This window comes from Streptomyces sp. NPDC087787 (assembly GCF_044743035.1).
Taxonomy (GTDB): domain Bacteria; phylum Actinomycetota; class Actinomycetes; order Streptomycetales; family Streptomycetaceae; genus Streptomyces.
This window is the reverse complement of the sequence record NZ_JBIUVQ010000016.1, coordinates 111590-137608: the sequence shown is the minus strand read 5'-3', so window position 1 is coordinate 137608 and position 26019 is coordinate 111590. Positions and strand designations below refer to the sequence as shown.

General features: G+C 71.3%; 25 protein-coding genes. 14 read left to right on the top strand and 11 right to left on the bottom strand.

Annotated features, from left to right (window positions below; genetic code table 11):
- Window positions 1-366: 366 nt before the first annotated feature.
- Together rsmA and ACIOWN_RS24980 are read left to right on the top strand one after the other, a co-directional pair.
- Window positions 367-1236: a 16S rRNA (adenine(1518)-N(6)/adenine(1519)-N(6))-dimethyltransferase RsmA gene (gene rsmA / locus ACIOWN_RS24985; protein ID WP_362345445.1), complete on the top strand. Its 870-nt coding sequence runs from the start codon at window positions 367-369 to the stop codon at window positions 1234-1236.
- The gene (locus ACIOWN_RS24980; protein WP_401983361.1) at window positions 1233-2126 is read left to right on the top strand and encodes a 4-(cytidine 5'-diphospho)-2-C-methyl-D-erythritol kinase; all 894 of its coding nucleotides are present in this window, start codon (window positions 1233-1235) and stop codon (window positions 2124-2126) included. Before rsmA ends, ACIOWN_RS24980 begins: the two co-directional genes overlap by 4 nt.
- A gap of 13 nt (window positions 2127-2139) precedes the next feature.
- On the opposite strand, the gene ACIOWN_RS24975 is transcribed toward ACIOWN_RS24980, so the two are convergent.
- Window positions 2140-2730 carry a Uma2 family endonuclease gene (locus tag ACIOWN_RS24975; RefSeq protein ID WP_326802825.1) on the bottom strand — a complete coding sequence of 197 codons (591 nt, stop codon included), beginning with the start codon at window positions 2728-2730 and terminating at the stop codon, window positions 2140-2142.
- A gap of 158 nt (window positions 2731-2888) precedes the next feature.
- On the opposite strand from ACIOWN_RS24975, the gene ACIOWN_RS24970 reads away from it, so the two are divergent.
- The 4 genes from ACIOWN_RS24970 (at window position 2889) to ACIOWN_RS24955 (ending at window position 9795) form a co-directional block, all read left to right on the top strand.
- Entirely contained in the window at window positions 2889-4703 is a 1815-nt protein-coding gene (locus tag ACIOWN_RS24970) for an ABC-F family ATP-binding cassette domain-containing protein (RefSeq protein ID WP_362345440.1), read from the top strand.
- A gap of 266 nt (window positions 4704-4969) precedes the next feature.
- On the top strand, window positions 4970-6865 hold the full coding sequence (locus tag ACIOWN_RS24965) for a PQQ-binding-like beta-propeller repeat protein (RefSeq protein ID WP_362345438.1): 1896 nt from the start codon (window positions 4970-4972) through the stop codon (window positions 6863-6865).
- Between the two features lie 111 nt (window positions 6866-6976).
- Entirely contained in the window at window positions 6977-8860 is a 1884-nt protein-coding gene (locus ACIOWN_RS24960) for a PQQ-binding-like beta-propeller repeat protein (protein ID WP_401983360.1), read from the top strand.
- Between the two features lie 263 nt (window positions 8861-9123).
- Entirely contained in the window at window positions 9124-9795 is a 672-nt protein-coding gene (locus ACIOWN_RS24955; protein WP_362345434.1) for a LuxR C-terminal-related transcriptional regulator, read from the top strand.
- 35 nt (window positions 9796-9830) lie between these two features.
- On the opposite strand, the gene ACIOWN_RS24950 is transcribed toward ACIOWN_RS24955, so the two are convergent.
- On the bottom strand, window positions 9831-10160 hold the full coding sequence (locus ACIOWN_RS24950) for a hypothetical protein (protein WP_401983359.1): 330 nt from the start codon (window positions 10158-10160) through the stop codon (window positions 9831-9833).
- A gap of 20 nt (window positions 10161-10180) precedes the next feature.
- Window positions 10181-11872: a sodium:solute symporter family protein gene (locus ACIOWN_RS24945; protein WP_401983358.1), complete on the bottom strand. Its 1692-nt coding sequence runs from the start codon at window positions 11870-11872 to the stop codon at window positions 10181-10183.
- 222 nt (window positions 11873-12094) lie between these two features.
- On the opposite strand from ACIOWN_RS24945, the gene galT reads away from it, so the two are divergent.
- The 4 genes from galT to ACIOWN_RS24925 all read left to right on the top strand — a co-directional run bounded on the left by galT (window position 12095) and on the right by ACIOWN_RS24925 (window position 16160).
- Window positions 12095-13156 (top strand): galactose-1-phosphate uridylyltransferase, encoded by a 1062-nt coding sequence (gene galT / locus ACIOWN_RS24940; protein WP_362345429.1) that lies wholly within the window; start codon window positions 12095-12097, stop codon window positions 13154-13156.
- Window positions 13153-14121, top strand: coding sequence for a UDP-glucose 4-epimerase GalE (gene galE / locus ACIOWN_RS24935; protein WP_401983357.1), 969 nt, complete (start codon window positions 13153-13155; stop codon window positions 14119-14121). Before galT ends, galE begins: the two co-directional genes overlap by 4 nt.
- Window positions 14122-15276 carry a galactokinase gene (gene galK / locus ACIOWN_RS24930; RefSeq protein ID WP_362345425.1) on the top strand — a complete coding sequence of 385 codons (1155 nt, stop codon included), beginning with the start codon at window positions 14122-14124 and terminating at the stop codon, window positions 15274-15276. It abuts the gene before it with no gap.
- A 269-nt stretch (window positions 15277-15545) separates the two neighbouring features.
- Window positions 15546-16160, top strand: coding sequence for a Uma2 family endonuclease (locus ACIOWN_RS24925; RefSeq protein WP_401983356.1), 615 nt, complete (start codon window positions 15546-15548; stop codon window positions 16158-16160).
- Window positions 16161-16174: 14 nt separating this feature from the next.
- Here the strand turns inward: ACIOWN_RS24925 and ACIOWN_RS24920 are convergent, their stop codons facing one another.
- The gene (locus tag ACIOWN_RS24920; protein WP_401740245.1) at window positions 16175-16618 is read right to left on the bottom strand and encodes a GNAT family N-acetyltransferase; all 444 of its coding nucleotides are present in this window, start codon (window positions 16616-16618) and stop codon (window positions 16175-16177) included.
- A 188-nt stretch (window positions 16619-16806) separates the two neighbouring features.
- On the opposite strand from ACIOWN_RS24920, the gene ACIOWN_RS24915 reads away from it, so the two are divergent.
- Entirely contained in the window at window positions 16807-17580 is a 774-nt protein-coding gene (locus tag ACIOWN_RS24915) for a response regulator transcription factor (RefSeq protein WP_362345421.1), read from the top strand.
- A gap of 63 nt (window positions 17581-17643) precedes the next feature.
- Here ACIOWN_RS24915 and tamR read toward each other — a convergent pair whose 3' ends face one another.
- Window positions 17644-18141, bottom strand: a complete 498-nt coding sequence (gene tamR / locus ACIOWN_RS24910) for a MarR family transcriptional regulator TamR (RefSeq protein ID WP_100571061.1) — start codon at window positions 18139-18141, stop codon at window positions 17644-17646.
- A 139-nt stretch (window positions 18142-18280) separates the two neighbouring features.
- On the opposite strand from tamR, the gene ACIOWN_RS24905 reads away from it, so the two are divergent.
- Complete coding sequence (locus ACIOWN_RS24905; protein ID WP_401983394.1) at window positions 18281-19099, top strand: trans-aconitate 2-methyltransferase; 819 nt, start codon at window positions 18281-18283, stop codon at window positions 19097-19099.
- A gap of 3 nt (window positions 19100-19102) precedes the next feature.
- Window positions 19103-19483, top strand: coding sequence for a VOC family protein (locus tag ACIOWN_RS24900; protein ID WP_401983355.1), 381 nt, complete (start codon window positions 19103-19105; stop codon window positions 19481-19483).
- On the opposite strand, the gene ACIOWN_RS24895 is transcribed toward ACIOWN_RS24900, so the two are convergent.
- Genes ACIOWN_RS24895 through ACIOWN_RS24880 form a run of 4 tightly spaced genes read right to left on the bottom strand, consistent with a single transcriptional unit; the run spans window position 19458 to window position 21696 of the window.
- Window positions 19458-19706 carry a type II toxin-antitoxin system RelE/ParE family toxin gene (locus ACIOWN_RS24895; protein ID WP_326802807.1) on the bottom strand — a complete coding sequence of 83 codons (249 nt, stop codon included), beginning with the start codon at window positions 19704-19706 and terminating at the stop codon, window positions 19458-19460. The two genes, ACIOWN_RS24900 and ACIOWN_RS24895, sit on opposite strands and share 26 nt — an antisense overlap.
- Window positions 19703-19957, bottom strand: coding sequence for a type II toxin-antitoxin system Phd/YefM family antitoxin (locus tag ACIOWN_RS24890; protein ID WP_326802806.1), 255 nt, complete (start codon window positions 19955-19957; stop codon window positions 19703-19705). The genes ACIOWN_RS24895 and ACIOWN_RS24890 overlap by 4 nt, the downstream gene beginning before the upstream one ends.
- A gap of 60 nt (window positions 19958-20017) precedes the next feature.
- The gene (locus ACIOWN_RS24885) at window positions 20018-20692 is read right to left on the bottom strand and encodes a TetR/AcrR family transcriptional regulator (protein WP_358734940.1); all 675 of its coding nucleotides are present in this window, start codon (window positions 20690-20692) and stop codon (window positions 20018-20020) included.
- On the bottom strand, window positions 20689-21696 hold the full coding sequence (locus ACIOWN_RS24880) for an acyl-CoA desaturase (RefSeq protein ID WP_362345416.1): 1008 nt from the start codon (window positions 21694-21696) through the stop codon (window positions 20689-20691). The genes ACIOWN_RS24885 and ACIOWN_RS24880 overlap by 4 nt, the downstream gene beginning before the upstream one ends.
- A 290-nt stretch (window positions 21697-21986) precedes the next feature.
- Here ACIOWN_RS24880 and ppc point away from each other — a divergent pair, with 290 nt between their 5' ends.
- Window positions 21987-24728: a phosphoenolpyruvate carboxylase gene (gene ppc / locus ACIOWN_RS24875; protein ID WP_401983354.1), complete on the top strand. Its 2742-nt coding sequence runs from the start codon at window positions 21987-21989 to the stop codon at window positions 24726-24728.
- An 89-nt stretch (window positions 24729-24817) separates the two neighbouring features.
- Here the strand turns inward: ppc and ACIOWN_RS24870 are convergent, their stop codons facing one another.
- On the bottom strand, window positions 24818-25324 hold the full coding sequence (locus tag ACIOWN_RS24870) for a hypothetical protein (protein ID WP_401983353.1): 507 nt from the start codon (window positions 25322-25324) through the stop codon (window positions 24818-24820).
- 53 nt (window positions 25325-25377) lie between these two features.
- Window positions 25378-25980: an aminoacyl-tRNA hydrolase gene (gene pth / locus ACIOWN_RS24865; RefSeq protein WP_362345411.1), complete on the bottom strand. Its 603-nt coding sequence runs from the start codon at window positions 25978-25980 to the stop codon at window positions 25378-25380.
- Window positions 25981-26019: the final 39 nt, after the last annotated feature.

Genomic DNA, 26019 nt, shown 5'->3' with positions numbered 1-26019 from the left:
CCCGCCGCCCACCGTGCGCGGACGCCGCGAGCAGGCGAGCGGGACCCTCTGTGCCCGCCTCCGCTCCGGACGGCCGCGGGTCGGCCCCGCTCCAGGGCGGCTGCGGGGTGGGCCTCGTCCCCGGGGCGGCCGCAGGACGGCCCTCGCGCGGGTCGCCGGGGCCAGCGGCGGTCGTGGGCGAGTCTTTGCGTTGCCCCGCCGGCGCCGTCGCCGTCCGGCCGTGCGTGGGCGAGCCGCCCGCCGGCGCCCGCCCCCGCGCCGTCCCCCGGCGCCGTCCGCCGTGCGTGGGCTTCTGCTTCGGGTGGCCGCTGGGCGGGCCCGGTGGCCGTGGCGGTTGCGTGGTTCGCGTCCCCGTACCCTTGTGCCGTGAGCAGCCCCGCCCCCGACGCCCTCCTGGGCCCCGCCGACGTCCGCGAACTCGCGGCCGCGCTCGGCGTGCGCCCCACCAAGCAACGCGGCCAGAACTTCGTGATCGACGCGAACACCGTCCGCCGCATCGTCCGCACCGCCGACGTCCAGCCCGAGGACGTGGTCGTCGAGGTCGGCCCGGGGCTCGGCTCCCTCACCCTGGCCCTGCTGGAGGCCGCCGAGCGGGTCACCGCCGTCGAGATCGACGACGTGCTCGCCGGCGCGCTGCCCGCGACCGTCGCCGCCCGCATGCCGGAGCGCGCCGCCCGTTTCGCGCTGGTCCACTCCGACGCGATGCACGTCACCGAGCTGCCGGGCCCCGCGCCCACCGCCCTGGTCGCGAACCTCCCGTACAACGTGGCCGTGCCCGTCCTGCTGCACATGCTCGACACCTTCCCGAGCATCGAGCGGACTCTGGTGATGGTGCAGGCGGAGGTCGCCGACCGGCTCGCCGCGGCGCCCGGATCGAAGGTGTACGGCGTGCCGTCCGTGAAGGCCAACTGGTACGCCGAGGTCAAGCGGGCCGGGGCCATCGGCCGCAACGTCTTCTGGCCCGCGCCCAACGTCGACAGCGGACTGGTGTCGCTGGTCCGGCGCACGGAACCGATCGCGACCACCGCCACCAAGCGCGAGGTCTTCGCCGTCGTCGACGCGGCCTTCGCCCAGCGCCGCAAGACCCTGCGGGCCGCGCTCGCCGGGTGGGCCGGTTCGGCCGCGGCGGCGGAGGCGGCCCTGGTCGCCGCCGGGGTCTCCCCGCAGGCGCGGGGCGAGTCGCTGACCGTGGAGGAGTTCGCACGGATCGCCGAACACAAGGAGACCGGTAAGTGAGCGTCACCGTACGCGTCCCGGCCAAGGTCAACGCCCAGCTCGCGGTCGGCGCCGCCCGCCCCGACGGCTTCCACGACCTGGCGAACGTCTTCCTCGCGGTCGGCCTGTACGACGAGGTCACGGTCACCGAGGCCGACGAACTGCGCGTGACCTGCGCGGGTCCGGACGCCGGCGAGGTCCCGCTGGACCGTACGAACCTCGCCGCCCGCGCGGCGCTCGTCCTCGCCGAGTGTTACGGCCGCAGCCCCGACGTGCACATCCACATCGCCAAGGACATCCCGGTCGCCGGGGGCATGGCGGGCGGCAGCGCGGACGGCGCGGGCGCGCTGGTGGCCTGCGACGCGCTGTGGGGCACGAACGCCTCCCGCGACGAACTCCTCGACATCTGCGCCGAACTGGGCAGCGATGTGCCGTTCAGCCTGGTCGGCGGGGCGGCGCTGGGCACCGGGCGCGGGGAGAAGCTGCGCCCGCTGGAGGTCGGCGGCACCTTCCACTGGGTGTTCGCGATGGCCGACGGGGGGCTGTCCACGCCTGCGGTGTTCCGCGAGTTCGACCGGCTCGCCGAGGGCACGGACATTCCGGAGCCGGTCGCCTCCGAGGACCTGCTGGCCGCCCTGGAGAAGGGGGACACCGCGGCCCTCGCCGCCGCGCTCTCCAACGACCTCCAGCCCGCGGCGCTCTCCCTGCGCCCGTCCCTCGCGGACACGCTCGCGGCGGGGTGTGAGGCCGGTGCCCTGGCGGGCCTGGTCTCCGGCTCGGGGCCGACGACGGCCTTCCTCACGGCTGACGCCGAGTCGGCGGGGGCAGTGGCGCGAGCCCTGCGGGAGTCCGGCACCTGCCGCACGGTACGGGTGGCCAGGGGGCCCGCGGCGGGGGCGACGGTGCTCTGAGGAGCCGGGCGGCTCAGAGGTTGTCGATGGCGGTCAGGTCGATGTCGATGGTGTAGGGCACGTCGACCTTGAGGTGATCGTGGTGAATGCCGGTCAAGGCGTACTCGCGGGCTGTCTGGGCCAGCTCGTAGACCTGCACGACTGGGCGGCTGTCGGGACCCGCCATCTCGACCAGCCAAAAATGGCGGATGCCTGCTGCGGCGTACTTGACCGGCTTGGTGTAGCGGTCACGTGACTCGGACTCCGGGGAAATGACCTCGACGGCCAGGCGGACGTCTCTCCCGTCGAAGTGCGTCTGCATCGGTCCTGTTTTGGCGCTCGCCGTGACGACGGAGATGTCTGGCTCGGGCCCGTTGCGCTTGTCCAACAGGACGGTCATCTCACGGGCGACTTTGAGCTCGGGCGGCAGAGTACTGCGCAGGCCACTCACGAGCAGATCGATCGCTGTGAAGTGGAAGTAGCGCTGCGGACTCACGAAGACCAGGCTCCCGTCGATCAGCTCGGTGTGCGGCGGGAGATTGGGCAGCGTGAACAGATCGTCCACGGTGTAACCGTCCATCGGCGGCATCGGCCAGTGAGGCTGCTCGGTGGACTCGGCGGTCATGGTTCCTCCCATGGACGGGATTCTGCTGCCTGCCCTCCACGGTAGCCGCCCGTTGCCGATCACGTCATCACAAAGGGTGACGATCGCCTCGCGCGTCGCTCCTCATCTCCGAGGCCCTACGCTTGAAGGCTGACCGACCCCCCGCGCACAGGAGTGAAATGGCCGTCAACCTGGTCAATGTCGAGAACGTCAGCAAGGTGTACGGCACGCGCGCCCTGCTCGACGGCGTCTCGCTCGGTGTGTCCGAAGGGGACCGGATCGGGGTCGTCGGGCGCAACGGTGACGGCAAGACCACGCTGATCCGGATGCTGGCCCGGCTGGAGGACGCCGACACCGGAAGGGTCACGCACTCCGGCGGACTGCGGCTCGGGGTGCTCACGCAGCACGACTCCCTCGACCCGGAGGCCACCGTCCGCCACGAGGTCATCGGGGACATGGCCGACCACGAGTGGGCGGGCAACGCCAAGGTCAGGGACGTACTGACCGGACTGTTCGGCGGGCTCGACCTGCCGGGCTTCCCCAAGGGCCTCGACACGGTCATCGGGCCGCTGTCCGGCGGTGAGCGGCGGCGGATCGCGCTGGCCAAGCTGCTCATCGAGGAACAGGACCTGCTCGTCCTGGACGAGCCCACCAACCACCTCGACGTCGAGGGCATCTCCTGGCTGGCCCGGCACCTGCGCGAGCGCCGCTCCGCGCTGGTGTGCGTCACCCACGACCGCTGGTTCCTCGACCAGGTCTGCACCCGCATGTGGGACGTGCAGCGCGGGGCCGTGTACGAGTACGAGGGCGGCTACTCCGACTACGTCTTCGCCCGCGCCGAGCGCGAGCGGATCGCCGCCACCGAGGAGGTCAAGCGGCAGAACCTGATCCGCAAGGAACTGGCCTGGCTGCGGCGCGGCGCCCCCGCCCGCACCTCCAAGCCCCGCTTCCGGGTGGAGGCCGCCAACGAGCTGATCGCCGACGTGCCCCCGCCCCGCGACAGCAGCGAGCTGATGAAGTTCGCCTCCTCCCGCCTCGGCAGGACGGTCTTCGACCTGGAGGACATCACCGTCCAGGCCGGGCCGAAGGTGCTGCTCAAGCACGTCACCTGGCACCTCGGACCGGGCGACCGGATCGGTCTCGTCGGCGTCAACGGCTCCGGGAAGACCTCCCTGCTGCGGGCCATGGCCGACGCCGCCCGTACCGAGGGCGAGGCACAGCCCTCCGGCGGGCGGATCGCCGTCGGCAGGACCGTCAAGCTCGCCTACCTCTCCCAGGAGGTCGCCGAACTCGACCCCGACTGGCGGGTCCTGGAGGCCGTGCAGCGGGTGCGCGAGCGCGTCGACCTCGGCAAGGGGCGGGAGATGACCGCCGGGCAGCTGTGCGAGACGTTCGGCTTCGGCAAGGAGAAGCAGTGGACGCCGGTGGGCGACCTGTCCGGCGGTGAACGGCGGCGGCTGCAACTGCTGCGCCTGCTCATGGACGAGCCCAACGTGCTCTTCCTCGACGAGCCCACCAACGACCTCGACATCGAGACCCTCACCCAGCTCGAGGACCTCCTCGACGGCTGGCCGGGCTCGATGGTCGTCATCTCCCACGACCGCTTCTTCGTCGAGCGCACCACCGACACGGTGTACGCGCTCCTCGGCGACGGCGCGCTGCGGATGCTGCCGCGCGGCATCGACGAGTACCTGGAGCGGCGGCAGCGGATGGAGCAGCAGGCCGCGGCCGCCGCCCCGGTCCCGGCGCCCGCCGCCGAGCAGGCCGCGCCCGAGCGCAGCGCCGCCGAACTGCGCGCCGCGAAGAAGGAACTGCAGAAGATCGAGCGGCAGTTGGACCGCGTCTCCGAGAAGGAGTCCACGCTGCACGCGCGGATCGCCGAGCACGCCACCGACTTCGCGAAGGTCGCCGAACTCGACGCCGAGCTGCGCGCCTTGGCGGGGGAGCGGGAGGAACTGGAGATGCGCTGGCTCGAACTCGCCGAGGACGCGTAGCGGTTCGGGCCGGTGCGTCGGGGCGGGCGCACGCCCCGTGTGAACGGGACGTGTCGGTTTTCTGGAGGGAAGTCCGCCGGGCCCGCCACGCATAACGGGCGCGTCACGGGCCGGTTCTCCCTTGGGAACAGGGGCTGACGTGTACCGGTGACGGCCGGGTTACGAGTGATAGGAATGAGCCGTCCGGGAACTTTCCCGGGCGGCTCTGGGCGTGTCGAGACCTCAGGGCACGGCTAAAAAGCAGTGATTGAGGGGGAAGCGCGCTGATGTCCCAGCCGCCCAGCCGGCCGCCCCAGGGCGGCTTCGGAGCACCGCAGGATCAGCCGCCACAACCGCAGGACCAGCCGCCGCAGTCCGGCGGCTTCGGCCCCCCGCAGCCGCCCGCGCAGACCCCGCCGCCCCAGGCCCCGCCGGCCCAGGGCGGCTTCGGCGCGCCCCAGGACCCGCGCCAGGCCACGCCCCCGCCGCCGGCCCAGCCGCCGCAGAGCCCGCCCCCGCCCGCGGGACCGCCCCAGCCCGGCTACGGCTATCCGCAGCAGCCCGGGCCCTACGCCCAGCCCGGCCCCTACGGAGCGCCCGCCGCACCCGGTCCGTACGGGCCGCCGCAGCCGGGACCGTACGGTCCGCCCCAGCAGCCGGGACCGTACGGGCAGCCCGGATACGGCTATCCGCAGCAGCCCCACTTCGCGGGCGCGCCCGGCACCCCGCCCCCCGGCGGCTCCGGCGGCCCGTTCAAGGGCAGGACCGCGGCCGTCATCGGCGCCGCGGTGGCCGCCCTGCTCGTCGTCGGCCTCAGCGTGTGGGCCTTCACAGGCGACGACGGCAAGAAGCCGGTCGCCGGGGCGAGCGACGACGCGAAGCCCTCGAAGTCCGCGGTCTCCGACGCCCCGGTCGACCCCGGTGACGGCGGCGGCGACGGCAAGGACGACAAGGGGGAGACGGAGGACCTCAACGCGGGCCGCAAGTCCGGCGAGGCGAAGGTGCTCTGGTACAAGGAGGCACCCTCCGCGCCCGGTGGCGGCGCCGATGCCCCCGGTATGTGGATCACCGGCAGGACGGCGGTGAAGGCGGCGTACAAGCAGGTCTTCGCCTACAACGTCGCTGACGGCGGGCCCACCTGGGAACCGATCACGTTCCCGGAGAAGATCTGCGCGGTGACACCGCGGAAGACGGCCGGCGACAAGGTGGTCGTGGCCTACATGAGCGGCAGCAGCGACCGCGCCAAGTGCAACCAGCTCCAGCAGATCGACCTGAACACCGGGGCGAAGGGCTGGACCGCCAAGGTCGCGGACGGCGAGCTGTTCGACAGCACGCTCACCATCGAGATGACCGTGGCCGGCAAGACCCTGATGGTGGGCCGCTCGCAGTCGGGCACGGCGTACGACATCGACAGCGGAAAGAAGCTGTTCGACAAGAAGCGTTACGGCGACGCCTGCTTCCCCGGCGCCTTCGCGGGCGGTGCGCGGCTGATCTCGGTGGCGTCCTGCGGGGCCGGAAGTTCCAACGAGCACGACGAGGTGCAGGAACTCGACCCCGCCACCGGCGCGGTCAGGTGGACCAAGAAGATCCCCAAGAACTGGTCGGTCGAGCGGGTCTACTCCGTCGACCCGGTGATCCTTTACTCGGTGGACGAGGACAAGAAGCACTGGAACATCTCGACGCTGGGCAGCGGCGGCGCCATCCGTTCCCAGGTGGACACCAAGGCGAAGTTCAACGCCCAGTGCGGCTGGGCCATCCTCGCCCGCAAGCTCCAGGGCTGCCAGGCCGTCGCCTCCGACGCCGACACCCTCTACCTGCCCACCGACGTCACCACCGGCGCCAACGAGATCGTCGCCATCGACCTCGCCACCGGCAAGGAGAAGTGGCGCGTGAAGTCCCCGACGGACACCTCGATGATGCCGCTCAAGGCGGAGAACGGTCAGCTCGTCGTGTACGTCGAGCCGTCGTACCGCGAGGGCGGCCAGGTCGTGTCCGTGGCCACGGCGGGCTCCGCCCACACCCCGGTGAAGCTGCTGCAGAACCCGGAGGGCACCGCGTCGATCGAGAACGGCTTCTACTCGCGGGCCGTCGACTGGGTCGACGGACGCCTCTACCTCTCCACCACCCGGCTGAGCGGAAAGTCCGACACGAAGGAGAAGCTGATGCTCGCCTACGGCAAGTGAGCCCGGCCGGCCGCGTCCCACGCGGCCGGCGCCGCACGCCGTCCTGGCCACCCGGCTTCCCCGTCGTCCCCGTCGTTCCGTCCCGCTCAGCTTCCCCGAGGTGCACTTGTCATGACCCAGCCGCCCCCGCCGCCCAACCAGCCACCGCAGCACGGCGGTTACGGCCAGCCCCAGGGCCGGCCACAGCAGCCCGCACCGCCCGCATCGCCCGCATCGCCGGCACCGCCCGTGCCGCCCGCGCAGACGCCGCCCGCGGGCGGTCCGGACCTCGCCAAGTCCCCCCAGCCCGCGCCCGGCTACGGCTACCCGCAGGCACCGCCGCAGCACGGCGCCCCGCAGACGTCGCCCCCGGCCGGACCGCCGCAGCCCCCGTCCGGCTACGGCTACCCGGGCGGGCAGCCGAACCCGTACGCCCAGCCCCCCGCCGGGCAGCCGAACCCCTACGCCCAGCCCCCCGCCGGGCAGCCGAACCCGTACGGCGCCCAGCAGCCCGGATACGGCTACCCCGCCCAGCCGCCGACCGTGCCGCTGCAGCCGCAGACCGGACAGCCCGGCGGCGGCCGGAAGGTCAACGCCCAGGTCGCGATGATCGTCTCGACCGTCGTCGTGATCGCCCTCATCATCGGCACCGGCATCTGGTACTCGCACCGGTCCGACGGCGGCAAGCAGGACACCGCGAACTCCAGCGGCGGCACCGGCGGCAAGGGGGACGACGGCAAGCCGGCCTCCGGCGGCACGGAGAAGGCGCCGTCCGACCCGGCCTCCAAGGTCCTCTACCAGGTGCCGATGCCCGAGGTGAGCGACCTGGTCACCACCAGCGGCTCCTGGCTCACCGGCAAGGCGTACGTCAAGACCGGCGTCGCCGAGGTCGTCGGCTACGACCGGGACAAGGGCACCAAGCTCTGGACGATCGGGCTGCCCGGCCCGGTGTGCACGGCCAGCGTCCACTCCACCTCGGACGACCGCACGGCGATCGTCTACGAGCCCGCCATGCCGACCAAGGACCAGCCCACGCACGGCTGCAGCCAGGTCGCCGCGATCGACCTCGACGCCGGCAAGAAGCTGTGGACGCAGACCGTCAAGTCCGGTGACCAGCTCGTCAGGCTCGACAACGTCACCGTCAGCGGCGCCACGGTCGCCGTGGGCGGCACCAACGGCGGCGCCGCCTTCGACATCGCCGACGGCAAGGTTTTGTGGGCCCCGAAGGCGGCCGACACCTGCTACGACGCCGGGTACGGCGGCGGCGCGAAGCTGGTCGCGGTGCGCAAGTGCGGCCAGTACGGGCAGCGTCAGCTGCACATCCAGACCATCGACCCGAAGTCCGGCAAGGTGATCTCGGAGTACAAGATGTCGCAGGGCATCGAGTACGCCGCGATCGTCTCGACCGATCCGCTCGTCCTGGCCGCCGACGTCGGCCGGAGCGCGGGCGACGGCAGTGGTATCTCGGACTTCTTCTCCGTCGACAACGGGACCGGCAAGCTGCGCGCCCACATCTCGGCGCCCGGCGACACCTACGCGGCCCGCTGCGACGGCATCAGCAAGGTCGAGGACTGCCGGGGCCTCGCGGTCGGCAACGACCGCCTGTACGTGCCCACCGAGGACCACGACGGCAGCGAGAAGTACCGCAAGATCAACGAGGTCGTCGCGTTCGACCTCGGCACCGGCAAGCAGACCGGCCAGCGCGCCGACTCGGGCGACGGGTACCACATCTACCCGCTGCGGATGGACGGCTCCGACGTCATCGCGTACAAGAGCCCGCCCTACGACAAGGGCGGCCAGATCGTCAGCATCGACGGCAGCAGCTTCAAGCAGACCAAGCTGATGGAGAACCCGTCCTCGCGGGACGTGCGCGACGCGGAGACCTCCATGTTGCCGGAGCGCGCGGAGTTCCTGTACTCCCAGGGCCACCTCTACATGTCGTCGGTCTTCGCCCGCAAGTCGTCGTCCTCGTTCGGCAAGGACTACCTGGCACTCGCCTTCGGAACGGGCGGCTGACCCGCCGCACGGCCGGAACGAGACGGCCCCGTCCCCGACCGGGGACGGGGCCGTGCGCGTACCACTCGGCGCCCCCGCACGACCCTCGAAATCAGTTTTGAATGCGAGGAATGCGAAAAGGTCGCCGATCCGGGGCACTTCTCGCCGGTAGGGGCAGCGCGACGTCGAACAAGCGTGTAGCTTCCGGGGGCATGACGGGCGGCGTGCCGGGGGGCCGCCGCCCGGGCGGGATGCGGACATCCGTGGGGGGACTGGGGGGCTTGATGGGAGTGCGGCTCATGGTGGTCGACGACCACCGGCTACTGGCCGAGGCGCTGGCCTCGGCGCTGAAGCTGCGCGGGCACCGCGTGCTGGCCGCCACCGCGCCGGCCGCGGGCGCGGCGGATCTGGTGATCAGCCGCGCACCGGAGGTGTGCCTGCTGGGCACGGCGACACCGGCCGAGCCCGGCACCTTCGAGCCGGTGGTGAAGATCAAGCGGGAGCGTCCGCAGGTCGCGGTGATCGTGCTCGGCCCGGTTCCGTCCCCGCGGGGCATCGCGGCCGCCTTCGCGGCGGGGGCCTCGGGGTACGTACGCCACGACGAGCGCATCGAGGGCGTCGAGCGGGCGATCATCAAGGCGCGGGCGGGCGAGGCCGCCGTCGCCCCGCAGCTCCTCCAGGGCGCCTTCGGCGAGTTGCTGAACCCCGCCGCCCCACCGGACGACGAGGGCCAGCGTCTTCTGCGGATGCTCACCCCGCGCGAGGTGGAGGTCCTGGTCCGGGTCGCCGAGGGCGAGGACACCCGGCTGATCGCGGCCGGTATGGGCATCGCCCCCAGCACGGCCCGGACCCATGTCCAGCGCGTCCTGATGAAGCTCGGGGTGGGCTCGCGGCTGGAGGCGGCGGCCCTGGCGGCCCGCACCGGCCTGCTCGACCGGGCGGGCCCGCTGCCGTAGCCCCGGCCTCCCGCTCGGGACGGGGGACGCCTGTGTCAGTCCTCCCGCGGTTCCTCCCGCGGTTCCTCCGGCGGGGCCACCGGGCGCAGCTTCATCCACACCAGGAAGAACACGCCCAGGACCAGCATGCCCGTGCCGGTCCACAGATTGATGTTGACGCCCTGGGCCTTGTCGATGGCGGCCTGGGAGTCGGTGATCCCGGTGACGGTCACGATGACGCCGTACAGCACGAACAGGCCACCGATGATCCGCCGCAGGTCGAAGATGCGCGCGGCGGTCGCGGACCTGCTCTCCAGGTCGGTGACCTCGCGCTGGACGTCGTTCTCGGAGTACCCGGAGCGTCCGGGGTTCTCGGGCTCTTGCATGGTCGGTCGATCCTCCGCGATCAGAACGAGAACGGGACGTAGCACAGGGCGGCCAGCACGACGGCACCCCAGCCAAGGAGTGCCGGGCGGCGGTACCAGGCCTCGTCGCCGGGCGCGGGCGGCTCGGCGAGGCCGGGCGACCTGGTGCCGTAGACCAGGCCCCGCAGTTCCTCCTCCGGCCTGGGCCTGGTGAACAGGGACACGGCCACCATGACCACCGCGCCGGCCGCGAACCCGGCGATCGCGGAGACGAAGTTGGCGCCCTGGTCGGAGGGGATGTGGACGATGTCCTGCTTGTAGAGGACGAAGTAGTTCACCATCGCGGCGGTGGTACCGGCGAGCAGACCCCAGAAACCGGACTTCATGGACGCCCGCTTCCAGAACATGCCCACGATGAACACCACGAACATCGGCACGTTGAAGAAGGAGAACAGCGTCTGGAGGTAGCTCATGATGTTCGAGAACGAGGACGCGAGGAAGGCCGTGCCGATCGACGCGACCACACCGATGGCCGTGATGAGCCGGCCGAAGCCGACGTAGTAGGCGTCCTCGCGCTGCCGGACCACGTACTTGGCCCAGATGTCGTTGGTGAACACGGTGTTGAAGGACGACACGTTGGCCGCCATGCCGGCCATGAAGGCCGCGAGCAGACCGGTGACCGCGATGCCCAGCACACCGTTGGGCAGCAACTCCTGCATGAGGTAAGGGATCGCGTCGTTGTACTGGAGCCCCGAGTCGGCCGTGCCGAAGCCGGGCACCAGCACGGCGGCGGCCAGGCCGGGGATCATCACCAGGAAGACGATGAAGATCTTCGGGAACGCGGCGATCAGCGGGGTGCGTTGGGCGGCGGACAGGTTCTTCGCGGACAGCGCGCGCTGCACCTCGGCGAAGTTGGTCGTCCAGTAGCCGAAGGACAGCACGAAGCCGAGGCCGAGGACGATGGTCAGCCAGTTGGCGCCGAGCGGGTTGGCGTCGCCGATCCCCGTACCGCCCCACGCGGTGGTGAAGTTCGCCCCGTGCTGCTCGGTGAGCCGGGAGGTCAGCCCGTCCCAGCCGCCGGCCTTCTTCAGGCTGAGCACCACGATCGGGATGAGGGCCGCGAGGATCACGAAGAACTGCAGCACCTCGTTGTAGATCGCGGACGACAGGCCGCCGAGGGTGATGTAGGCCAGGACGAAGAAGCCGGCGACGACGATCGCCACCCACTGCGGCCAGCCCAGCAGCGCCTCGACGACGATCGCGAGCGCGTAGAGGTTCACACCGGCGATCAGGATGGCCGCGAAGGCGAACAGGATCGAACTGAGCAGATGCGCCGACCTGTCGAAGCGCAGCAGCAGGAACTCCGGTACGGACCGCACCTTGGAGCCGTAGTAGAAGGGCATCATCACCAGGCCGAGGAAGACCATGGCCGGGATGGCGCCGATCCAGTACCAGTGCACGGTGTACGCGCCGTACTGGGCGCTGTTGGCGGCCATGCCGAGGATCTCGGTGGCGGCCAGGTTGGCGGAGATGAACGCGAGGCCGGTGATCCAGGCGGGCAGCGAGCGCCCGGAGAGGAAGAAGTCCAGGCTGGTCCTCACCGAACGGCGGGCGGCGAAGCCGATGCCGAGGACCACGGCGAAGTAGATCGCGAGGATCGCGTAGTCGAGCCCGTTGGTGGGCAGTCGGAGCCCCGCTGCCAGGTGTACGGGTGCGGTTGTGGGGGTTTGCATGTGAACTCGCTTCGTCGCGCGAACTGGTCCAGCGGGAACCTACGCCTCCGCGTTCATTATTTGAACAGTTTTGTTGGTGGACTTTGTTCGATCGTGATGTAACCCCAACAGATGAGGGTCTGGTGAGTTGTGAGATGTTATGTTTGATTGTGTTGGGTGATTGGGCGTCGACGGGGGCGGGCTCGCGGACCGGTGGCCCGGGGACCAGTAGGGAGTCCGACAGTGAAGAAGACCTCGACCCGGCTGGCCGACGGTCGTGAGCTCATCTACTACGACCTGCGGGACGACACCGTGCGCGAGGCCGTGGACCGGCGCCCGCTGGAACGGACGGTCACCACCTCGGAGATCCGCCGGGACGCGCTGCTCGGTGACGCGGTCGCCGTAGCCTCCCACCGTCAGGGCCGCACCTACCACCCGCCGGCCGGCGAGTGCCCGCTGTGCCCCTCCACCGGCGACCGCCTCAGCGAGATCCCCGACTCCTCCTACGACGTGGTGGTATTCGAGAACCGCTTCCCCTCGCTGGCCGGCGACCTCGGCCGCTGCGAGGTCGTCTGCTTCACCTCCGACCACGACGCCTCGTTCGCCGACCTGAGCGAGCGGCAGGCCAGGCTGGTCCTGGACGCGTGGACGGACCGCACCGCGGAACTGTCCGCGCTTCCTGCCGTGAAGCAGGTGTTCTGCTTCGAGAACCGCGGCCCCGAGATCGGCGTGACGCTGGGCCACCCGCACGGCCAGATCTACGCCTATCCCTTCACCACCCCGCGCACCGCGCTGATGCTGCGCTCACTGGCGGCCCACCGGGAGGCCACCGGCGGGGAGAACCTCTTCGACGCGGTCCTGGACCGGGAGTCGGCCGGCGAGCGGGTCGTCGTCGAGGGCGAGCACTGGGTGGCCTTCGTGCCGTACGCGGCGCACTGGCCCTACGAGGTCCACCTCTACCCCCGGCGCCGGGTCCCCGACCTGCTCGGGCTCGACGAGGCCGCGCGCGCGGAGTTCCCCCGGATCCACCTCGATCTGTTGCGGCGCTTCGACCGGCTGTTCGGCGAGGGCGACCCGCCGACGCCGTACATCGCGGCCTGGCACCAGGCGCCGTTCGGCGCGCTGGACGAGTTCGACGGCGTCACGCGCGACGACTTCGCCCTCCACCTCGAGCTTTTCACCATCCGCCGCACTTCCGGAAAGCTGAAGTTCCTTGCGGGTTCCGAGTCCGGCATGAACGTGTTCATCAACGACGTGCCGCCGGAGCGCGCGGCGCAGCGGCTGCGGGAGGTAGCGGGTTCATGAGCGGGAAGTACCTGGTGACGGGTGGCGCGGGCTACGTCGGCAGTGTGGTCGCCCAGCACCTTCTTGAGGCCGGTCACGAGGCCGTCGTGCTCGACAACCTCTCCACCGGCTCCCGCGAGGGCGTGCCCGCGGGCGCCTCCTTCGTCGAGGGCGACATCCGGGACGCCGCCAAGTGGCTGGACCCCTCCTTCGCCGGGGTGCTGCACTTCGCCGCCTCCTCGCAGGTCGGCGAGTCGGTGCTGAAGCCGGAGAAGTACTGGGACAACAACGTCGGCGGCACGATGGCCCTGCTCGCCGCGATGCGCGGGGCGGGCGTACGCACGCTGGTCTTCTCCTCCACGGCGGCGACCTACGGCGAGCCGGAGCAGGTGCCCATCACCGAGACGGCCCCGACCCGGCCCACCAACCCCTACGGCGCCTCGAAGCTCGCGGTCGACCACATGATCGCCGGCGAGGCGGCGGCCCACGGCCTGGGCGCGGTCTCGCTGCGCTACTTCAACGTGGCCGGCGCGTACGGCGTCTACGGCGAACGCCACGACCCCGAGTCGCACCTGATCCCGCTGGTCCTCCAGGTCGCCCGGGGCAGGCGGGAGGCGATCTCCGTCTTCGGCGACGACTATCCGACCCCGGACGGCACCTGCGTGCGCGACTACATCCACGTGGCCGACCTCGCCGAGGCCCACCTGCTGGCCCTGGACGCCGCCCGGCCCGGCGAGCACCTGGTGTGCAACCTCGGCAACGGCAACGGCTTCTCCGTGCGCGAGGTCGTCGAGACCGTCCGCCGGGTCACCGGCCACCCCGTCCCCGAGGTCGTGGCCCCGCGCCGGGCCGGCGACCCGGCGGTCCTGGTCGCCTCGGCGGCCGCCGCCCGCGAAAAGCTCGGCTGGAACCCGTCCCGCACCGACCTCGCGGGTATCGTCGCGGATGCCTGGGAGTTCGCGCAGCACATCGCAAGGGAGCGGTAAGTGGGGGTACTTGAGGTCAGAGAAGGCTTCGTCGAGTTGTACGGCGCCGAGCCGGAGGGGGTCTGGGCGGCGCCGGGCCGCGTCAACCTGATCGGCGAGCACACCGACTACAACGACGGCTTCGTGATGCCCTTCGCGCTGCCGCACGTGACGACGGCCGCGGTCGCGCGCCGCGACGACGGCGTACTGCGGCTGCACTCGGCGGACGTGCCGGGAGGGCCGGTGGAACTGCGGCTCGACGAGCTGACCCCGGAGTCCGACCGCGACTGGACCGCCTACCCCGCGGGCGTGGTCTGGGCCCTGCGCGAGGCGGGCCACGAGGTGACCGGCGCGGACGTCCACCTGACGTCGACGGTCCCCACGGGCGCCGGACTGTCCTCCTCCGCGGCCCTGCAGGTCGTGGTCGCCCTGGCCCTGAACGACCTCTACGCCCTGGGCCTGAAGGGCTGGCGGCTGGCCCGCCTGTGCCAGCGCGCCGAGAACGTCTACGTCGGCGCCCCGACCGGCATCATGGACCAGACCGCCTCGGCCTGCTGCGAGGAGGGCCACGCGCTGTTCCTGGACACCCGGGACCTGTCCCAGCGCCAGGTTTCCTTCGACCTGGCCGCCGAGGGCCTGCGCCTGCTGGTCGTCGACACCCGGGTCGAGCACGCGCACAGCGGCGGCGAGTACGGCCGCCGCCGCGCGGGCTGCGAGAAGGGCGCGGCCCTGCTGGGCGTGGACGCCCTGCGGGACATCCCCCACGACGGGCTGGACGCGGCGCTGGCCGAGCTGGCCGGTGAGGAGGAGGTGGCCCGGCTTGTCCGCCACGTCGTCACCGAGAACAGGCGGGCTCAGCGGGTGGTGTCCCTCCTGGAATCGGGCGACATCAGGGCGATCGGCCCGATCCTGACCGAGGGCCACGCCTCCCTGCGCGACGACTTCCGCGTCTCCTGCCCGGAACTGGACCTGGTCGTCGACACGGCCCTCGCCTCCGGCGCCCTCGGCGCCCGCATGACCGGCGGCGGCTTCGGCGGCTCGGCGATCGTCCTGACGGACTCCGCCGAAGTCCCCAGCCTCGCCAAGGCAATGGAAGAGGCCTTCACCAAGGCGGGCCACACCGGCCCACGAGTCTTCGAGGCGGTCCCCTCAGCGGGCGCCCGCCGGCTGGCCTGACGCCCGACCGTCGACGGCTGGAAGAACAGTGAGCTCTCAGCATCGCCTCCTCAGCGGAAGGACGGCATTGGTGATGATGGACATGCGGTTGGGCTGATAAGGGACCTACGGAAGACCTGTCAGGACTCCAGCCGCACCACGCCACGTTCGAGGGGCGCTCGGAACCGTTCCGGGTTGGGCGCATGAGAGATCAGTGACGATATGCGAAGAGGCGGCCGCACGTTCGCCGGGTCACCCCACCGGCCGGGTCGTCACCCTTGGGAGGAATCATGACCGCCGAGCCCACTGCCGAGCCGACCGCTGAGCCCGGCTGCCGCTGGCCGGTGCCGCACCGGGACGGATACACCGTGGACGACCTGTTCACGGTGCCCGACCTCCCGCCGCACACCGAGCTGATCGACGGGAGCCTTGTCTTCGTCAGTCCGCAGCGGTATTTCCACAGCATCGTGATCGACCTTCTGGTGACCGGCCTGCGCCGCACGGTTCCCACGACGATGAAGATCCGCCGGGAGATGACCGTCGTGCTGGACCGTCGTAACGCACCGGAGCCGGACCTGTCCGTGGTCCGCGCGGAGGCGGTCACCGGCAGGGAGCAGACCCGCTTCCCCGTCGCCGATGTCCTGCTGGCCGTCGAGGTCGTCTCGCCGGACTCCGAGGCCCGGGACCACGACACCAAGCCGCACGAGTACGCCGCCGCGGGTATCCCGCATTTCTGGCTGGTCGAGATGAGCGGCTCCGATCACCATCCCGTGGTCCGCACCTACGAACTCGACCCGCTGACCAAGACGTACGCCCTGACCGGCACCCACCGCGACCGGCTCAAGCTCGACGTGCCCTACGAGATCGACATCGACATCAGCACGGAGGCGCTCGACGCGCTCTGAGGGATTGCGGCCGCTCAGGGCAGCGGCTTGATCATGGTGTATTCGGTGATTCCCGGGGGGTAGTCGGGGATCGCGCAGACCACCTTGTAGTGGTGCCTGCGGTAGAAGCCGGGGGCCTGGAAGTCCCAGGTTTCCAGGCGGGCGGCGGTGCAGGCGCGGTCGCGGTGGGCGATGCGCTCGGCGCGGGCCAGGAGGCGGGAGCCGAGGCCCGTGCCGCGGTGGGGGGTGTCGACCCAGAGGTGGGTCACGTGCAGCCAGGTCGCCCAGGTGTGGCCCACCAGGCCGCCCGCCAGGTCGCCGGAGTCGTTCAACGCCCAGAGGTGAAGGGGGACTTCCCGGGCGGCCGGGGTTCTGCGCAGGTCGGCGATGAACGGCGAGGCCGCGGTGTTCGTGTCGCGGAGGCGGGAGCGGAGCAGATCGCGGCGCTCTTTGTCGACTTCTGCCTCAATACGAAACATGCGGCACACCCTAAACGCGTCGGCTGGTCAGTTCTGCGAATTGCCTTCCCCTCCTGGCCGCCGCCCGTACTCTGATGAGCGGCACCGGTGGGGGCCGGTGCTGGTCAGGGGGCGAGACGGCTCGGGCAGGACAGCGTCGGGCGCGGAGGCGGTCCGGTACGGCGAGTGCCGTCCGAAGGGGGTTTTCAGTGGTTCGTGTCCGAGTCCTGGTCGTCGACGACCACCGCATCTTCGCCGAGTCGCTCGCCGCAGCCCTGGCCGCCGAGCCCGACGTGGAGGTGTCCGCGGCCGGCTCCGGCCCGGCGGCGCTGCGCTGTCTGGAGCGGGCGGCCGCCGAGGGCCGCCGCTTCGACGTCGTACTCGTCGACTCCGACCTCGGCGGCAACGTCCCCGCGGCCCGGCCCGCCGTTCCCGTGCGGGAGGGCGACGAGGACGGACTGGTGGACGGGATCTCCCTGGTCGCCGGAGTGCGGGGGGCCCAGCCCGGGGTGCGGACCGTCGTACTCGCCGAGAAGGACGACCCGCGCCGCGCAGCCCTCGCCCTCCAGGCCGGTGCCTGCGGCTGGGTCGCCAAGGACTGCTCGCTGTCCCGGCTGCTCACGGTCATCCGCGGGGTCCTGCGCGACGAGACCCATCTGCCGCCCGCCCTGCTCACCGGCGTCCTGCGGGAGCTGACCGCCGCCCGCAAGCACCGTACCGAGAGCGAGCGCCTGGTGGAGTCGCTGACCCCGCGCGAGCGGGAGGTGCTGCGCTGCATGGTCGCGGGTCTTGGCCGCAAGGCCGTCGCCGAGCGGCTGTACCTGTCCCCGCACACCGTGCGCACCCATATGCAGAACGTCCTGGGCAAGCTCGGCGTGCACTCCACCCTGGCCGCCGTGGCCCTGGCCCGCCGGGCCGGGGTGGGGCCGGCCGATCTGGGGCCCGCCGGGCGCATCGGGGTGGAGGAGAGCAGCAGCGCCTGACCAGGCGCCCCCTCAGCCGGGGATCGTGGGGGAGAGCAGCGCCTGACCTCCCGGGTGGCCCCCTCAGCCGGGGATGTTGTCGAACGGGGCGGTCAACTGGCGGAGCAGTCCGGCCAGTTCGCCGCGCTGCGCGGTCGACAGCTCGGCCAGCAGCGCGCGCTCCTGGTCCAGGAGCCCGGCCAGGGACCGGTCGGCGCGGTCCCGGCCCTCGTCCGTCAGCCGGACCAGCACCCCGCGCCGGTCGCTGGGGTCGGGAAGCCGCTCCACCAGGCCCTTCTTGGCCAGCCGGTCGATACGGTTCGTCATCGTGCCCGAGGTGACCAGCGTCTGGGTCAGCAACTGCCCGGGGGAGAGCTGGTACGGCGAGCCCGCGCGCCTGAGCGCCGTCAGGACGTCGAACTCCCAGGGCTCCAGACTGTGCTCGGAGAAGGCCAGCCGGCGTGCGCGGTCCAGGTGCCGGGCCAGCCTGCTCACCCGGCTGAGCACCTCGAGCGGTTCCACGTCGAGGTCCGGGCGCTCCCGGCGCCATGCTGCGACCAGCCGATCGACCTCGTCCTCCATGGCGATCAGTGTAGTGGTTGTGTCGACGTGAAGTCTCTTGGCGTCAAGTCTCTTGGCGTCGAGATAGATGCCGGGGAGAGTGGTGGACGCAGCCGCCGACGACCACCCGCACCACGTCCCGCACCTCCTGGAGGCCGCCATGTCCGCCCAGAGTCCCGCCTGGGACCCCGCCCAGTACCTGCGCCACGCCGGACACCGGGCCCGCCCCTTCACCGACCTCCTCGCCCGTGTCCCCGCATTGCCCGGCGACCGGCCCCGCATCGCCGATCTCGGCTGCGGCCCCGGCAACGTCACCGTCCTGCTCGCCGACCGCTGGCCCACCGCGCACATCACCGGCTACGACAACTCCCCGGAGATGCTCGACAAGGCCGTGGTCGACCACGAGGGCCCCACCCCCGGCGGCGGCCGCCTCGACTTCGAACCCGCCGACGCCCGCACCTGGACCCCGGACGAGCCGTACGACCTGATCGTCAGCAACGCCACGCTCCAGTGGGTGCCCGGCCATCCGGAGCGCTTCGCCGACTGGGTGGCGGGGCTGCGCCCGGGCGGCACCTTCGCCTTCCAGGTCCCCGGCAACTTCTCCGCCTCCAGCCACCGGCTCATGCGCGAACTCGCCGGCTCCGCCCGCTGGCGCGACCGGCTCGGGGACACCCTGCGGCACGCGGACGCGGTGCTCGGCCCCGAGGCCTACCTGGAGCGGCTGACCGGCCTCGGCTGCGCGGCCGACGTCTGGGAGACCACGTACATCCACCTGCTGACCGGTGAGGACCCGGTCCTCGACTGGGTGAAGGGCACCGGGCTGCGGCCCGTGCTCACCGCGCTCGCCGACGACCCGGCGGCCCGCGAGGAGTTCCTGGCCGAGTACCGCACCGCCCTGCGCGAGGCCTACCCGGCCGGACCGCACGGCACCCCGTTCCCCTTCCGCCGCGTCTTCGCGGTCGCCACCAAGGAGGCCTGAGGCATGCTCGCCGCCATCGACCACGTCCAGCTCGCCGCCCCGCCCGGTTCGGAGGAGGAGCTGCGGGCTTACTACGCCGGGGTCCTCGGCATGACCGAGGTCCCGAAGCCGCCGGTACTGGCCGCGCGCGGCGGCTGCTGGTTCCAGGCGGGGTCCGTACAGCTCCACCTGGGCATCGAGCAAGACTTCCGCCCGGCGAAGAAGGCCCACCCGGGCCTGCGGGTGACGGCCATCGAGGCGTACGCGGCCCGGCTGGCCGAGCGGGGCGCGCAGGTCACCTGGGACGACGACCTGCCTGGCCACAAGCGCTTCTACTCGGAGGATCCGGTGGGGAACCGGCTGGAGTTCCTTGAGGAGCTCAGGCCGTCCGACCGAGGTGCGTGATGAGGACGCGGATGACCTCATCGTCGATGACGTACAGAACCCGGTACTCGCCGACGCGGAGGCGGCGAATGTCCAGGCCGTACGGCGTCGACCCCGCGGGACGCGGATCGTGGGCCAGCTCGTCGATCACGTCCAGGACCCCGGCGAGGGCGGCTGGGTCCTCCTTCAGGAATCGCGCTGCGACGTCGAGGGCGTGCGGTTCAAAGATGATCTCGTAGGTCACGGCTTTTCAAGCCCCAGTCGCCTCCGGACCTCCGCCATAGGGATGCCCTCACCCAGCGTTCCCTCGGCCTTCCGCCGCTGGTAGTCGGAGACCGCCAAGGCGTCCTCAAGATCCTCTATCACCTGCGGAGATACGAGGAGGGCGGCCACGTGCCCGTGGTCGGTCAGAGCGATCGTCTCGCGGCTGTGAGCCGCACGACGGACGAGGTCACCGAGCTGGGAACGGGCGGCGCTGATCGCGATCTCAGTCATACTCGAATCGTGCCACAAGGTTAATCTTGCGGTCTATTGAGATCACTCAATGGGGCGATCTCAGCTCTTCCGGTGCCCGATCAGCCGGGGCCGCGGCTCCAGCCCGTCGAGGCCGTGCCAGGCCAGGTTGACCAGGTGGGCGGCGACCTCGGCCTTCTTCGGGCGGCGCACGTCCAGCCACCACTGGCCGGTCAGGGCGACCATGCCGACCAGCGCCTGCGCGTACAGCGGGGCCAGCTTCGAATCGAAGCCGCGGGACTTGAACTCGCGGCCCAGGATGTCCTCCACCTGGGTGGCGATGTCGGAGATCAGGGACGCGAAGGACCCCGTCGACTGGGGGATGGGGGAGTCGCGGACCAGGATACGGAAGCCGTCCGTGTACTCCTCGATGTAGTCCAGCAGGGCGAACGCCGCCTGCTCGCACAGCTCGCGGGGGTGGCCCGCGGTCAGCGAGCCGGTCACCATGTCGAGGAGCCGCCGCATCTCGCGGTCGACCACCACCGCGTACAGGCCCTCCTTGCCGCCGAAGTGCTCGTACACCACCGGCTTGGACACCCCGGCCTTCGCCGCGATCTCCTCCACCGAGGTGCCCTCGAAACCCTTCGCCGCGAACAGCGTGCGACCGATCTCCAGCAGTTGCTGGCGGCGCTCGGCACCGGTCATCCGGGTACGGCGCGTGCGCCGCGGCTTTTCATTGCTGGAAGTGCTCGAGTCGGTCGCCACGCCGTCAATCATGCCGCCTCGGCGGTCTTCCTCCGGCGCCGGGAGCCGCCCTGCTCGTCGTTGCGACGGGAATCGATACGCGAGCGTGACGGCCAGCGCACGTCGTGGGCCCAGCCGAGCCGCTCGAACCAGCGGATGATCCGGGCCGAGGAGTCGATCTGTCCGCGCTCCACGCCGTGCCGGGCGGAGGTCGGGTCGGCGTGGTGCAGGTTGTGCCAGGACTCGCCGCAGGACAGGATCGCCAGCCACCACACGTTGCCGGAGCGGTCCCGCGACTTGAACGGGCGCTTGCCGACCGCGTGGCAGATGGAGTTGATCGACCAGGTCACGTGGTGCAGCAGCGCCACCCGGACGAGCGAGCCCCAGAAGAACGCGGTGAACGCGCCCCACCACGACATCGTGACCAGGCCGCCGATCAGCGCCGGCAGCAGCAGCGACACCGCCGTCCAGAGGATGAACTGACGGGAGACCGCCCGCAGGGTCCGGTCCTTGATCAGGTCCGGGGCGTACTTGTCCTGCGGCGTCTGCTCCTCGTCGAACATCCAGCCGATATGGGCCCACCACAGGCCCTTCAGCAGCGCCGGGACCGTCTCGCCGTACCGCCACGGGGAGTGCGGATCACCCTCGTGGTCGGAGAACTTGTGGTGGCGGCGGTGGTCGGCGACCCAGCGGACCAGGGGTCCCTCGACCGCCATGGACCCCGCGATCGCCAGCGCGATCTTCAGGGGCCGCTTCGCCTTGAATGAGCCATGCGTGAAATGCCGGTGGAAACCGATCGTGATGCCGTGACAGCCGAGGAAGTAGAAGAAGACCAGCAGGCCGAGGTCCAGCCAGCTCACCCCCCAGCCCCATGCCAGCGGCACCGCGGCGAGCAGTGCGAGGAACGGAACGGTGATGAAGAGCAGCAGCGTGATCTGCTCGATCGAACGCTTCTGCTCACCTCCAAGGGTGGCGGAGGCAAGAGAGGTGTCGGTCGCCTTCGGGGCGTCGTCGATCACATCGGAGCTTGTGGTCATGGGCGTCCCCTGTGGGGTCGAGAGTCGAGACGGGTCGTCGGGGTCAGGGAACCGGTCAGCTCCCTACGGTTCCGTAACCTACGGCGTCGTAAGTATGGCAGCGCGTCGCGCCGCGGCAAGAGCCCCTGGTCTGCGCGTCCCCCGCGACACCTAGACTTGGAGGCGGTCGGACAGCGCGGTCCGCTCTGAAGAATTCCTTCCCGGACACTCGGCCCGTAAGCGGCAGCCGCCGCGCGGCACCCGTCCGGGTCCCCTCCCAGACGTGCTTCAACCCGCAAGGAGCCGCACCTGTGAGCAGTGCCGACGACCAGACGACGACCAGCGCCGAGCTGCGTGCCGACATCCGCCGATTGGGTGACCTTCTCGGGGAGGCCCTCGTACGGCAGGAAGGCCCCGAACTCCTGGACCTCGTCGAGAAGGTCCGCCGCCTCACCCGGGAGGACGGTGAGGCCGCCGCCGAACTGCTGCGCGGTACCGAACTCGACACCGCGGCCAAGCTGGTCCGCGCCTTCTCCACCTACTTCCACCTGGCGAACGTCACCGAGCAGGTGCACCGCGGACGCGAACTGCGTGCCCGGCGTGCCGCGGAGGGCGGACTGCTGGCCCGCACCGCCGACCGCCTCAAGGACGCCGACCCCGAGCACCTGCGGGAGACCGTCCGGCACCTCAACGTCCGCCCGGTGTTCACCGCCCACCCCACCGAGGCCGCCCGCCGCTCGGTGCTCAACAAGCTCCGGCGCATCGCCGCGCTCCTGGAGGCCCCGGTCGCCGAGTCCGACCGCCGCCGCCTGGACACCCGGCTGGCGGAGAACATCGACCTCGTCTGGCAGACCGACGAACTCCGCGTGGTCCGCCCCGAGCCCGCCGACGAGTCCCGCAACGCCATCTACTACCTCGACGAACTCCACGCCGGCGCCGTCGGCGACGTCCTGGAGGACCTCACCGCGGAACTGGAGCGCGTCGGCGTCAAGCTGCCCGACGACACCCGCCCCCTCACCTTCGGCACCTGGATCGGCGGCGACCGCGACGGAAACCCCAACGTGACTCCCGAGGTCACCTGGGACGTGCTGATCCTCCAGCACGAGCACGGCATCAACGACGCCCTCGACATGATCGACGAGCTGCGCGGCTTCCTGTCCAACTCGATCCGCTACACCGGCGCCACCGACGCGCTGCTCCAGTCCCTCGGGACCGACCTGGAGAACCTGCCGGAGATCAGCCCCCGCTACAAGCGGCTCAACGCCGAGGAGCCCTACCGGCTCAAGGCCACCTGCATCCGCCAGAAGCTCGTCAACACCAAGCAGCGCCTGGCCACCGGCACCCCGCACGAGCCGGGACGCGACTACCTCGGCACCGCCGAACTCCTGGGCGACCTGCGGATCATCCAGGAGTCCCTGCGCGAGAACCGCGGCGGCCTGTTCGCCGACGGCCGCCTGGGCCGCACCATCCGCACCCTGGCCGCCTTCGGCCTCCAGCTGGCCACCATGGACGTCCGCGAGCACGCCGACGCCCACCACCACGCCCTCGGTCAGCTGTTCGACCGACTTGGCGAGGAGTCCTGGCGCTACGCCGACATGCCCCGCGAGTACCGCGCCAAGCTGCTCGCCAAGGAGCTGAGGTCCAGGCGGCCGCTCGGCCCGAGCCCGGCTCCCGTCGACGCGGCCGGCGCCAAGACGCTCGGCGTCTTCGAGACGGTCAAGCGGGCCCTGCGCGTCTTCGGGCCCGAGGTGATCGAGTCGTACATCATCTCCATGTGCCAGGGTGCCGACGACGTCTTCGCCGCCGCCGTCCTGGCCCGCGAGGCCGGACTCGTCGACCTGCACGCCGGCTGGGCGAAGATCGGCATCGTGCCGCTCCTTGAGACCACCGACGAGCTCAGGGCAGCCGACACCATCCTGGAGGACATGCTCTCCGACCCGTCCTACCGGCGCCTGGTCGCGCTGAGGGGCGATGTGCAGGAGGTCATGCTCGGCTACTCCGACTCCTCCAAGTTCGGCGGCATCACCACCAGCCAGTGGGAGATCCACCGCGCCCAGCGGCGGCTGCGCGACGTCGCCCACCGCTACGGCGTACGGCTGCGGCTCTTCCACGGCCGTGGCGGCACCGTCGGCCGCGGCGGCGGCCCCACCCACGACGCGATCCTCGCCCAGCCCTGGGGCACCCTGGAGGGCGAGATCAAGGTGACCGAGCAGGGCGAGGTCATCTCCGACAAGTACCTCATCCCGTCCCTGGCCCGGGAGAACCTGGAACTGACGCTCGCGGCGACCCTCCAGGCATCCGCCCTGCACACCGCCCCGCGCCAGTCGGTGGAGGCGCTGGCCCGCTGGGACGCGGCGATGGACGTGGTGTCCGACGCCGCCCACGCCGCCTACCGCAGGCTCGTCGAGGACCCCGACCTGCCGGCGTACTTCTTCGCCTCCACCCCCGTGGACCAGCTCGCCGACCTGCACCTGGGCTCACGGCCCTCGCGCCGCCCCGACTCCGGCGCCGGACTCGACGGACTGCGGGCCATCCCCTGGGTGTTCGGCTGGACCCAGTCCCGGCAGATCGTGCCCGGCTGGTTCGGCGTGGGCTCCGGCCTGAAGGCGCTGCGCGAGGCCGGCCTGCGGCTGGAAGGGGACACCGTGCTCGACGAGATGCACGGGCAGTGGCACTTCTTCCGCAACTTCATCTCCAACGTCGAGATGACCCTCGCCAAGACCGACCTGCGCATCGCGCAGCACTACGTCGACACCCTCGTCCCCGACGAGCTCAAGCACATCTTCGACACCATCCGGGCCGAGCACGAACTCACCGTGCGCGAGGTGCTGCGCGTCACCGGCGAGAGCGAACTCCTCGACGCCCAGCCCGTGCTCCGGCAGACCTTCGCCATCCGCGACGCCTACCTCGACCCGATCTCCTACCTCCAGGTCACCCTGCTCAAGCGGCAGCGCGACGCGGCGGCGGCCGGCCAGGAGCCGGACCCGCTGCTCTCCCGGGCCCTGCTGCTCACCGTCAACGGCGTGGCGGCCGGCCTGCGCAACACCGGCTGACCGGCACACGAATGCCCCCGGTCCCGTACGGATCTCCGTACGGGACCGGGGGCACTCTCATGTCCTACGACTCACCACTGCCCTACGGCTCACAGCGCCACGAAGACCGCCGTCAGCAGCGCGATCCCGGAGCCCGCCAGCACCCACGCCGCCCGGGTCCGCCGCAGCCCGCCCGCCACGACCACCGAGGCCAGCAGCAGCGCACCGCCCAGCGGGGCCCACGCGTACAGGATCCCGGCGGGGCCCGAGCGGACCACCTCGTCGGTCCCCGGTTTCACGACGACGCTGTAGGTCTGCCCCTTGCGCACCGCAACGGTGTGGTCGATCACCGCCCGGTCGCGGGCCGTCGACCCCGTGGAGACGGGGGTGTAGGGCCCGGTGCACGTGTCGCCCACGCACCGCGTCACCTCGATCGTGCCGTGCTCGCGTCCCTTGGTGAGCATCACGTACGGCGCGGTGTGCCAGGACGCCCACACACCCGCGATGAGGATCAGCACCGTGACCGCGCCCATGGCCGCCACCCGGCCGAACCGGAGTGCGGTGTGGGAGGCCTGGCGGGAACGTCTTGCGGTGGCGGCAGGCATGGCCGGGATCATTGGCCATGTCGCTACGAGCGGTCAACTCCGGGGGCCGTCAGCAGGGGGACAAGTCAGGAGTTGTACGCGCTTTGCGCCCGCTCCAGACCCTCCGCCAGCAGGCACTCCACCGAGTCCGCCGCCCGGTCCACGAAGTAGTCCAGCTCCTTGCGCTCGGCGGAGGAGAAGTCCTTGAGCACGAAGTCCGCCACCTGCATCCGGCCCGGCGGGCGCCCGATCCCGAACCGCACCCGGTGGTAGTCGGGACCCATCGCCTTCGTCATCGACTTCAGCCCGTTGTGGCCGTTGTCGCCGCCGCCCAGCTTCAGCCGCAGCACGCCGTAGTCGATGTCCAGTTCGTCGTGGACCGCCACGATGTTGCCGAGCGGCACCTTGTAGAAGTCGCGCAGCGCGTTCACCGGTCCGCCGGACAGGTTCATGAACGACATCGGCTTCACCAGGACCACCCGGCGGCTCTCCGGCCCGGGGGGACCGATCCGCCCCTCCACCACCTGGGCCTGCGCCTTGCCCGCCCGCTTGAACCGGCCCCCGATCCGGTCGGCCAGCAGATCCACCGCCATGAACCCGACGTTGTGCCGGTTCATGGCGTACTCCGGTCCGGGATTGCCGAGGCCGACGATCAGCCAGGGATCGTTCGCGGAGGTCGTCACGTCCATGTCTCCTCAATAGGCGTCATACGCGCCGGCCGCCGCCCC

Coding starts and splice junctions, on each gene's coding strand:
- ACIOWN_RS24975 (WP_326802825.1), bottom strand. CDS start 2,730: ATGACCGCCGAGTCCACCGAGCAGCCTCACTGGCCGATGCCGCCGATG.
- ACIOWN_RS24970 (WP_362345440.1), top strand. CDS start 2,889: ATGGCCGTCAACCTGGTCAATGTCGAGAACGTCAGCAAGGTGTACGGC.
- ACIOWN_RS24965 (WP_362345438.1), top strand. CDS start 4,970: ATGTCCCAGCCGCCCAGCCGGCCGCCCCAGGGCGGCTTCGGAGCACCG.
- ACIOWN_RS24960 (WP_401983360.1), top strand. CDS start 6,977: ATGACCCAGCCGCCCCCGCCGCCCAACCAGCCACCGCAGCACGGCGGT.
- ACIOWN_RS24955 (WP_362345434.1), top strand. CDS start 9,124: ATGGGAGTGCGGCTCATGGTGGTCGACGACCACCGGCTACTGGCCGAG.
- ACIOWN_RS24950 (WP_401983359.1), bottom strand. CDS start 10,160: ATGCAAGAGCCCGAGAACCCCGGACGCTCCGGGTACTCCGAGAACGAC.
- ACIOWN_RS24945 (WP_401983358.1), bottom strand. CDS start 11,872: ATGCAAACCCCCACAACCGCACCCGTACACCTGGCAGCGGGGCTCCGA.
- galE (WP_401983357.1), top strand. CDS start 13,153: ATGAGCGGGAAGTACCTGGTGACGGGTGGCGCGGGCTACGTCGGCAGT.
- ACIOWN_RS24925 (WP_401983356.1), top strand. CDS start 15,546: ATGACCGCCGAGCCCACTGCCGAGCCGACCGCTGAGCCCGGCTGCCGC.
- ACIOWN_RS24920 (WP_401740245.1), bottom strand. CDS start 16,618: ATGTTTCGTATTGAGGCAGAAGTCGACAAAGAGCGCCGCGATCTGCTC.
- tamR (WP_100571061.1), bottom strand. CDS start 18,141: ATGGAGGACGAGGTCGATCGGCTGGTCGCAGCATGGCGCCGGGAGCGC.
- ACIOWN_RS24905 (WP_401983394.1), top strand. CDS start 18,281: ATGTCCGCCCAGAGTCCCGCCTGGGACCCCGCCCAGTACCTGCGCCAC.
- ACIOWN_RS24900 (WP_401983355.1), top strand. CDS start 19,103: ATGCTCGCCGCCATCGACCACGTCCAGCTCGCCGCCCCGCCCGGTTCG.
- ACIOWN_RS24890 (WP_326802806.1), bottom strand. CDS start 19,957: ATGACTGAGATCGCGATCAGCGCCGCCCGTTCCCAGCTCGGTGACCTC.
- ACIOWN_RS24885 (WP_358734940.1), bottom strand. CDS start 20,692: ATGATTGACGGCGTGGCGACCGACTCGAGCACTTCCAGCAATGAAAAG.
- ACIOWN_RS24880 (WP_362345416.1), bottom strand. CDS start 21,696: ATGACCACAAGCTCCGATGTGATCGACGACGCCCCGAAGGCGACCGAC.
- ACIOWN_RS24870 (WP_401983353.1), bottom strand. CDS start 25,324: ATGATCCCGGCCATGCCTGCCGCCACCGCAAGACGTTCCCGCCAGGCC.
- pth (WP_362345411.1), bottom strand. CDS start 25,980: ATGGACGTGACGACCTCCGCGAACGATCCCTGGCTGATCGTCGGCCTC.